This is a genomic window from Streptomyces sp. NPDC059456, from assembly GCF_042750055.1.
GTDB lineage: Bacteria > Actinomycetota > Actinomycetes > Streptomycetales > Streptomycetaceae > Streptomyces.
In genome coordinates, this window is record NZ_JBHYVA010000012.1 from 25,360 (window position 1) to 33,410 (window position 8,051).

General features: G+C 73.1%; 7 protein-coding genes. 1 reads left to right on the plus strand and 6 read right to left on the minus strand.

What is annotated here, in order from left to right:
• Positions 1-67: 67 nt before the first annotated feature.
• Positions 68-1,918, minus strand: coding sequence for a transglycosylase domain-containing protein (locus ACFXA3_RS02640; protein WP_385180867.1), 1,851 nt, complete (start codon positions 1,916-1,918; stop codon positions 68-70).
• A gap of 955 nt (positions 1,919-2,873) precedes the next feature.
• On the opposite strand from ACFXA3_RS02640, the gene ACFXA3_RS02645 reads away from it, so the two are divergent.
• On the plus strand, positions 2,874-3,128 hold the full coding sequence (locus ACFXA3_RS02645; RefSeq protein WP_385180870.1) for a hypothetical protein: 255 nt from the start codon (positions 2,874-2,876) through the stop codon (positions 3,126-3,128).
• A 347-nt stretch (positions 3,129-3,475) separates the two neighbouring features.
• On the opposite strand, the gene ACFXA3_RS02650 is transcribed toward ACFXA3_RS02645, so the two are convergent.
• The 5 genes from ACFXA3_RS02650 to ACFXA3_RS02670 form a co-directional block, all read right to left on the minus strand.
• The gene (locus tag ACFXA3_RS02650; RefSeq protein ID WP_385180873.1) at positions 3,476-4,036 is read right to left on the minus strand and encodes a flavin reductase family protein; all 561 of its coding nucleotides are present in this window, start codon (positions 4,034-4,036) and stop codon (positions 3,476-3,478) included.
• A 57-nt stretch (positions 4,037-4,093) separates the two neighbouring features.
• Positions 4,094-4,834 (minus strand): aspartate/glutamate racemase family protein, encoded by a 741-nt coding sequence (locus ACFXA3_RS02655; protein ID WP_385180876.1) that lies wholly within the window; start codon positions 4,832-4,834, stop codon positions 4,094-4,096.
• Positions 4,831-6,021, minus strand: coding sequence for a DapH/DapD/GlmU-related protein (locus ACFXA3_RS02660; protein ID WP_385180879.1), 1,191 nt, complete (start codon positions 6,019-6,021; stop codon positions 4,831-4,833). Before ACFXA3_RS02660 ends, ACFXA3_RS02655 begins: the two co-directional genes overlap by 4 nt.
• A gap of 1 nt (position 6,022) precedes the next feature.
• Complete coding sequence (locus tag ACFXA3_RS02665; RefSeq protein ID WP_385180881.1) at positions 6,023-7,216, minus strand: methyltransferase domain-containing protein; 1,194 nt, start codon at positions 7,214-7,216, stop codon at positions 6,023-6,025.
• Positions 7,213-8,051: class I SAM-dependent methyltransferase (locus ACFXA3_RS02670; RefSeq protein ID WP_385180884.1), on the minus strand; the 839-nt coding region annotated here is incomplete at its 5' end. The genes ACFXA3_RS02670 and ACFXA3_RS02665, both read right to left, overlap by 4 nt.

An 8,051-nucleotide genomic window follows, 5' to 3' on the forward strand; every position in this document is an offset into this window, starting at 1 on the left:
AAGGGGGTTGTCACCGTCCCGGTGGCGGACGGGTGCCTCGCCCTACGCCGGGACCTGGTGACGGGCGTTACGGGTGGCTTTGAGGGGTGTCCGTCGGGCGGGGTGGTGTGGGGGTCGTCGCCGCGTTGTAGGCCTTCCAGATCAGCGGCGGGAGGGCGCTGCCGCGCTCGGAGTCGGGGCCGCCCACACCCTGCATGGGCAGCAGTTGCGTGACGTCGGGCTTCGTGCGGAACATCGCGACCGAGGTGCTCAGGTCCGGCGTCGCACCGATGAACCAGGCCGAGTTCATGCGGTCGTTCGGACCGGTCTTGCCCGCCCAGGACGGGAGTCCGACGGAGCTCCCGCTCACCTGGCGGAGCGCATCGCCGACGATCGAGGCCGCCTCGGTGCTCATGGCCCGCCGGGGTTTGGGCCGGCCCAGGTCGTTCACCGTGACGCCGCCGCGCTCGACCCTGGCCACCGAGTAGGGCTCGGTGGCCCGGCCCTGGTTGACGAAGGTGGTGTAGGCGCCGGCCAGCCGGACGGCGCTGGGGGTGGAGGTGCCGATCGAGAAGGTCGGCTCCAGTTTGGCCATGCTCTCCTCGCGCAGTCCCGACGCGACCGCGAGTTCTTTGACCTTCTTCAGCCCGATCTTCTTGCCGATCTCCACGAACGGCGTGTGGTCGGAGGCCACCAGCGCCGAGTGGAGGTTCATGGATGCCATGGGCGCCCGTACCGGCACGGGTTGCAGGGGAGCCTGGGAGGGGGCCGGGGAAGCGCCTTTGGCGGAGCCTTCCCTGCCGTCGAGCTCCTCCTCCAGGGCGGCGGCGTACACGAAGGGTTTGAACGCCGAGGCTGCGGGGACGCCTGAGGTGTCCGCGTTGTTGGTGAAGTGCTCGATCGCATCGGAGCCGCCGTAGACCGCGACGATCGCTCCGTCCTCGGGGCGTATCGAGGCGGCGCCGACCTGCACGTATTCGTCGTCCGGGCGCTTCTTCGGGTCCAGCCGGTCCGCACGTACCTGCTCGACGGCCTTGGTCAGCGCGAGCACCTTGTCCTTCTCGAAGGTGGTGTGGACGCTGTAGCCGCCGCTCGCCAGATCCTTGCCCGTGATGCCGCTGCGGCTCTTGAGGTACTTGTTGGCGATGTCGACGAGGTAGCCGATCTGCCCGGCCTGGCTGGTCGGCTTGACGGGCGGCTTCGGCTCGGGGAACTCCGTGTACTTCGCGCGTTCCCCGGCGCTCATCGAACCCGTGCCGACCTGGCGGTCCAGGATCCAGCTCCAGCGGTCCACCGCGCGCTGGTGGTTGTCGGCGCCGAGGGAGGGGTCGAAGCTCTCCGCGCCCTTGAGGACGGCGGCCAGCAGGGCGCCCTGGCTGGGGTTCAGGTCCTTGGCGGGGATGCCGTAGTACGCGTACGAGGCTGCCTGCACGCCGTACGCGTCGCGGCCGAACCAGGACGTGTTGAGGTACCCCTCGAGAATCTCCGACTTGGGCCGCTGGTTGCTGACCTTCAGGGAGAGGAAGAGCTCCTTGATCTTTCGCTCGACGGTCTGGTCCTGGCTCAGATAGGTGTTCTTCACGTACTGCTGGGTGATCGTCGAGCCGCCCTGGGTCTCCTCACCCTTGACGATGTTGACGGCGGCGCGGCCGATGCCCGTCACGGAGACGCCCGAGTCCGTGTAGAAATCCGCGTTCTCCGCGGCGATGACGGCACGCTGGACGGAATCGGGCACCTGGGAGAGCTTCACGTCCTGCCGGTTCACATCGCCGACGCTCACCATCCGGCTGCCGTCCGCCCAGTAGTAGACGGTGGCCTGCCGGCGCGCGGAATCGTGCGGGTCCGGGATGCGGACCTGTACGTAGACGGCGGCCAGGAGGCCGGTGAGGGCGCCGGCGGAGAGCAGGAACAGGCCGGTGACCAGTTTCCAGGAGGGCATCCAGCGCCGCCAGCCCCGCCGGCCGTGCCGGGGGAAGTCGATGAGGCGGCGGCGTGCCGTGCGGGCGGCTCTTCTGCGGTTCCTGGCCCGGCCCGCACGGCGCCGCGTGCGGTGGGGACCTGCCGCCTGCTCCGTGGTGTGTGTGTCGTCCGGACTGCCGGTGCGATCCGTGCGGCGTTTTCGGGGCAGCCTCATGGGGATGCCGACCTCCTCGATCCCGAGCCGTCACCTCGGGGGCGGTGACGGACTCGGCGGAGAAGATGATCAGATCGCGGTCGAGGTTGGGCCTTTCATGAAACTTTCATACGCCTCAAGCGTGTTGAGAAGGGTGGCCGGGCTCCGCGGGCGTGGGAGCGGAGGCCCAGCCCGCCCGATCCGGGACGGGGTCCGTTCCGGGACGGCCGGCGTGCACCCCCCGCAACGGAGGCGGCGCGGAAGGACGGCCGTTGACCGTCAAGGTGGACTCGCGCAGGGCCCGCCGGCTCCGTCTCCGATCCCGGCCCGTCGGCTCGAACGCCGGCAAAACGCGGCGTGACGGTGGGCCATGAAACCGTCGCACCGTTCGGGGGTTCTGGTTAGCCTTGATCAACGTTTGGTCTGGGAGGGGGAGTTGGGGGAAGTGAGCCACACAGACGACGAGGCTGCGCCGCGAGCAGAGCAGCAGGCACACGCGCCGTCAGGCGGTCCGGGGAACCATCCACCCGGATGGGCCTGGTGGGTCATCGGAATCGTGATCCCGGTCCTGGGTATCGCCGCCACGGTGTGGACCACCTCCGCCAAGGCTCCGAGCTCCACCCCTCCCCCGGTCCGGACCGCGCACACCACCCGGCCGGACGACGCGCCGCCCGGCCAGCCGCCCCCGACACCGTCCGCCCCCACGGGCGCCATACCGGCAGCCTTTCTCGGCGTATGGGAAGGATCGGTCGAGGACGGCTCCGTGCAGATGCAACGGCGCATGACCATTCGGCAGGGGAAGATCGGTGACGAAGTGGTCACCACGCGCACCACCACCAGTGCGGTCCAGTGCAGGGGAGCGGGCACCCTTCTGGGCGTCGGCGCCGACACGATCGAGCTCGACACGGTCGTCACCGAGAGCACCGGCAGTGGCAGGTGCCTCAGCGTGGGCGAGCAAACGCTCACCGCTCTGGACGGGGACCGGGTTCGCTACCAGGCAGGAGAACAGTCCGGAGTCCTCACCCGCAAGGGCTGACGCAGCCGGACTCAACACCGTTCGCGCCTTCACCACCGAGGTCCGAGGAGAACCGCGTCCTGGCCGTCCTGCGCGGAGAGACGGACCGGGGATCTTGTCGAGGGACGCCCAACGGGCGACCGTCGACAACATCGGCCGTCTCGACACCGGGGGTCGCTGCTCCCCCCGGCCCCCGTGCCGACCCGACGAGCCGGATTCCCGGCTTCAGCAGGCCGCCGAGGCGCGGGCCTTCGTCGAACGCCCCGGCGTCGGCACCACGCTGATGCCCTGCCCGCCGCTGGGGTCGATCGCGTACCAGGCTGAGGCGCGGCGGCACAGGGGTCGGAGCGGAGGTCCTGGCACTGCTTCTACGGTTCGGCGCTCGTGGTGGCGTGCAGTCGGCCGGCGAAGCTGAGCATGGGGGTGGCGCGGGCGTGGACGCCCGCGGTGACTTCGGCGAGGAGGAGGTCGTGGTCGCCCACTTGGTGGCGGTCGAGCAGCCGGCAGGACAGGTGCGCGAGCGAGCCGTCGAGCAGCGGGGCGCCGCTGAGCGGGTCGGTGGTCCAGGCGAGTCCCGCGAACTGGGCGTCACCCGAGGGGCGTTCGGGGTCGGCGAACCGGCCGGCGACGTCGCCCTGGCCGACGCCGAGCACGTTGACGGAGAACGTGCCGGCGCGGAGCGCCAGCCGGGTGAACGCGGAGGTGCGGCTCAGGCAGACTCCGAGGATCAGCGGCTCGCGGGAGACGGCGACCACGGAGCTGGCGGTGGTGCCGTGCCGGGCGCCCGCACCGCCGTCGACGGTCAGGACGGTGACGGCCGAGGCGAGCCGGCGCAGCGCCCTGCGGGCCTCGTCCGCGTCCTCGTAGCGGTGCGGCCGGAGCTCGACGGTGCGGGTGGCCGGCGGGGCGGCCGGGTTCTGGGTGTTCATGTGCCTTCCGGTGGCTGTGCTGGTTCGGCGGCAGGCGCCCGTGCCGGGGCCGCGCGTTCAGCGGGTGGCGGCCCGGGGGCCGGGGCGACCCGCCAGGGAAGCCGTGACCAGCGCCTCTACGTGCACGGCCACGGTGTCGACGATCTCCGGTGAGACGCGTTCGGGAGGCGGGATGAGCAGGCCGAGTTCGGTGCAGGCGAGGATGATGCCGTCGACGCCGTCACGCCGCAGCCGCTGCCGCAGGTCCGTGAAGGCGGACGCCGCCGTGTCGCTCACGGTGCCCCGGCACAGTTCTTCGTAGATGATGCGGTCGACGAGCCGCTGGTCCTCGGCGGCGGGCAGGACCGGTGCGATCCCCCGGGCCGCCAGCGCGCCGGTGAACAGGCCGCCCTGCGCGGTGAAGCGGGTGCCGAGGACCGCCGCGCGGGTGATGCCGCGGCTGCGGGTGGCCTCCGCCGTGACCTCGACGATGTCGATCAGGGGCAGGTCGCAGGCGGCGCGCACGGCGCCGGAGACGCGGTGCATGGTGTTGCAGGCGATGGCCAGCACGTCCGCGCCCGCCGCCGCCAGCCGCCGGGCGCCCGCGGCGAGCAGCGCGCCGGCTCCCTCCCAGTCCTCGGCCAGTTGCCGGCGCTCGACCTCGGCGTAGTCCTGCGACCAGATCACCATGCGGGCCGAGTGCGATCCGCCGAGGGCCTTGGCGACGCCTTCGTTGACGGCCCGGTAGTAGGTGAGGGTGGAGGGCCAGCTCATCCCGCCGAGCAGGCCGATGACCGCAGGTTCTTCGGCAGGGGTCATGCCGCGGCCCTCCTGAGCCGGGCGAAGGCCTCGGGCTCGATCGAGCTGAAGGACCGGTCGTCCCCGCACGGCATGGCATGGCGCCGCAGCTGGTCGCGGAGGTCCTCGATGACGGGTGAGGTGTGGCCGCGCAGCCGTCCCGAGCGGACCTCGAAGACGGCGACGGAGCCCCGGGGCCGGTGTTCGGCGGCGCGGTCGTCGAGGACGAGGACGGCGAGGGCCTCGCCGGGCGGCGGAGTCGCCGGCCAGGGGTCGTGCGGCGCGAGGAGGACGACCCGGGTGCGGTGCGAGCCGTCCGCGAGGCTGACGGTCAGCGGGGCCGGGGCCCCGGGCCGCTCCGGCCACTCGACCGGGCAGCCCTTCCAGACGAGTTCGGTGCGCCAGCCCCGCAGTACGCCGAGGACGGCCTCATGGGCCCGGTCGTCGCCGACGGGCCGCATGTCGAGGGTCTTCTTCACCCGGGCGGGGACGCCGCCGGCGAGCACACCGGCGGGCAGGGGTGCGGTGACGACGGACCCCGCGGCGACCACGGTCGCCTCGCCGACGTGGGCGCCGGGCAGCACGGTCACGTGGTAGCCGAGCCATGCGTCGCGGGCGATGCGGACGGGGGCGTAGGCGGGCTCGGTGCCGTTGAGGGGGCCGTGCCCGAAGTGGTAGCCGTGGGTCCAGATGGCCAGGTAGGACCCGGTGCCGACACCGTCGCCCAGGGTGATCTCGTGGTTCGCGTTGAGGATGGTGTGCTGGCCGATCGTGACCCGGTCGCCGATGCGGACCCGGGCCGTCGAGGTCGTGGTTCCGCCGTAGCCGACGCGCGCGCCGTCGCCGAAGTAGAACAGCCGGCCGGCCGTGAAGTCCCGGCACAGCACCTGTACGTCGGGGGCGATGCGGGCGGCACCGCCCACCGCGAACCGCTCCGCGACGAGCACGCGGACGCGGGGGCCGATCTCGGTGCCGGTGCCCAGGTGCAGGGCGGCGGCCCGCAGGTCGCAGTCGGGGCCGATGACCGTGCCGGCGCCGATGACGACGTCGTCGCCCACGATGGTGGTGCCGGCGCCGATCCGTACGCCCTCGCCGACGGTCAGCCGCCCGGCGTGGATGCGTACGCCGGGGCCCGTACGGCAGGAGTCCGGCAGCCGCTCGGCGTCCACGCGGGGCGGGGCGGGGGTCGGGAGGATGGTGGAGGTCATGTCAGAGCCAGCTTTCGGGGAGGTCCAGGAGCACGCGTCGGCGGGCGTACGAGTCGACGTCGGGGTCGTCACCGGCGAGTCCCGCACGGGCCGCGGCCAGGGTGGACCGGGGAGGTCGCCCCAGGTCGCGCAGATAGGGCCAGCCGTCGGTGAACTCGCGGGCGAACTTCTCGTCGGGCCAACGGGGCCCGGTGTCGGTCAGCAGCGGATTGAGGCTCAGCGGGCGCCCCGGCACGACCCCGGTGAGCCGACCGGGGACCGCGGCGTCCCCGGACGTGCGGCAGGCGAAGGCCAGCGCCGCCGCGTCGCGCAGTTCCTCGCCGGGCGCCGGCGCCGCCGTACGTCCGTGCAGCGCTGCGGTGGTGAGGGCCTCGTCGTCGTAGCAGCGGTCGGGGGTGAGCGCGGCCAGGTACGCGTCGGTGGGCAGCGGGTGGCCCGCGGAGTAGTTGTCGCGCGAGGCGTTGTGGACGTGGCCCAGCAGGACCGGGCCGGTGCCGCTGACGCGGAGCAGCTCCGCCAGGACGTGCTGCTTGTCGCGGAAGTAGTGGAAGCTGTCGTGGCTGAGGGCCGCTCCGGCGGCGCCGTCCGCGAGCGGGAAGGCGCCCTCGGCGTCGAAGCAGACCAGGTGCGCGGTGGGGGCGCAGAAGGTCCGGGCGAGCCACAGGTGGGAGAAGACCAGGTCGGAGCCGATGGCGGGGCCCGAGCGGTCCGTCCAGGTACGCAGGAAGTGCCCGGCCCCGCAGCCGATCTCGAACAGGGTGGTGCCGGTCGGGACGTGCGCGTCGAGCAGGGCGAGGCCGCTCAGGTAGGTCGGCTGGCACCAGCGGTGCAGGAAGTAGGGGGCCAGGCCGCCGTAGCCGAGCCCGTCCATCGCCGCCGCGGCGGTGGTGGCGCCGGCGGCCACGGCGAGCGCCGCGACGGGATCGGCCGCCGGGACCGTGTCGTCCTTGCGGTCGCACAGCAGCAGCGCGAGGGCCCGGTCGAGTTCGCCCGCCCGGATGGCGTCGATCGTGCGTGCGCGCAGCCGGTCGCGTCCGGTGCGCAGGTACGGGATGCCGTCCAGGCAGGGCCACAGCGATGCGCCGTCGGTGAGGACGTGCGGCTCGGCCCAGGTGAGCGGGCCCCCCGTCGTGGGGCTGCGCAGCAGTTCGAGGAACGGCTCGGCCGGGGCGGCGGCGGGCCGGCGGGGGCTCATACGGTGATCTCCAGCAGGGCGAAGGGGAGGAGCAGGCCGCCTCCGTTGGTCAGCACGGGTGCGCCGTCCAAGGTCGCGCGGCGGGTGCTGAGCGGGTCGGCCGGGGACTTCGGGACGCTCGTCGGCGGCTGGTAGTCGTGGAACCGGTGGCGCAGTCCCCGCCGGGCGAGATGCTCCGTGAACGCGGCGCGGGAGTGGACGTTCCAGCCGGGGAGCCAGGCGCCGTCCCCCTCTGCGTCGGCTTGCCGCAGGCGGACCAGCACGTCGACGGGGTGCGGGTTGAACGGGCCGAACAGCAGGGCGCGTCCGCCGGGTTCGACCAGGTCCAGGACGTGGTCGAGCCACGGGTCGAGGGAGTCGAAGTGGCTGTGCAGGGTGAGCAGGGTGACCGCGTCGTACCGCCGTGCGGGCAGGGTCTCGGCGCGGCCGACGTCGCCGAGGGTGAAGGAGGCGTGCGGAACGTGCCGTGCCGCGTGCTCGACGAGGGCGGGCAGTGCGTCGAGTCCGGTGAGGCGGGCGTGCGGGTACCGGCCGGCCAGGTGGTGCAGGAAGGCGCCGTTGGCGCATCCGACGTCCAGGACGGAGGCGCCCGGCCGGTCCAGTGCCTCGCGCAGGTGGTCCGCGACGAAGGGGAAGTAGGGCCGTTGGTGTTCGGCGGGCGGGCGATCCAGGTACCGCAGGTCCAGGGCCCGGGTTCCGGTGCCGGTGTCCGGCAGGTTGGTGGCGGGGTCCGGCAGGTTGGTGGCGGGGTCCGGCAGGTTGGTGGCGGGGGGCTGCGGGTGGGGGGCGCTGCTCATGCGGCACCGTCCAGCGGCGCGCCGTGCGCGCCGGGCGG

Bases quoted from the DNA above. Each gene is read 5' to 3' on its own strand.
- ACFXA3_RS02660 (WP_385180879.1), bottom strand. From the start codon at position 6,021: ATGACCTCCACCATCCTCCCGACCCCCGCCCCGCCCCGCGTGGACGCC.
- ACFXA3_RS02665 (WP_385180881.1), bottom strand. From the start codon at position 7,216: ATGAGCCCCCGCCGGCCCGCCGCCGCCCCGGCCGAGCCGTTCCTCGAA.
- ACFXA3_RS02655 (WP_385180876.1), bottom strand. From the start codon at position 4,834: ATGACCCCTGCCGAAGAACCTGCGGTCATCGGCCTGCTCGGCGGGATG.
- ACFXA3_RS02640 (WP_385180867.1), bottom strand. From the start codon at position 1,918: ATGCCCTCCTGGAAACTGGTCACCGGCCTGTTCCTGCTCTCCGCCGGC.
- ACFXA3_RS02650 (WP_385180873.1), bottom strand. From the start codon at position 4,036: ATGAACACCCAGAACCCGGCCGCCCCGCCGGCCACCCGCACCGTCGAG.
- ACFXA3_RS02645 (WP_385180870.1), top strand. From the start codon at position 2,874: ATGACCATTCGGCAGGGGAAGATCGGTGACGAAGTGGTCACCACGCGC.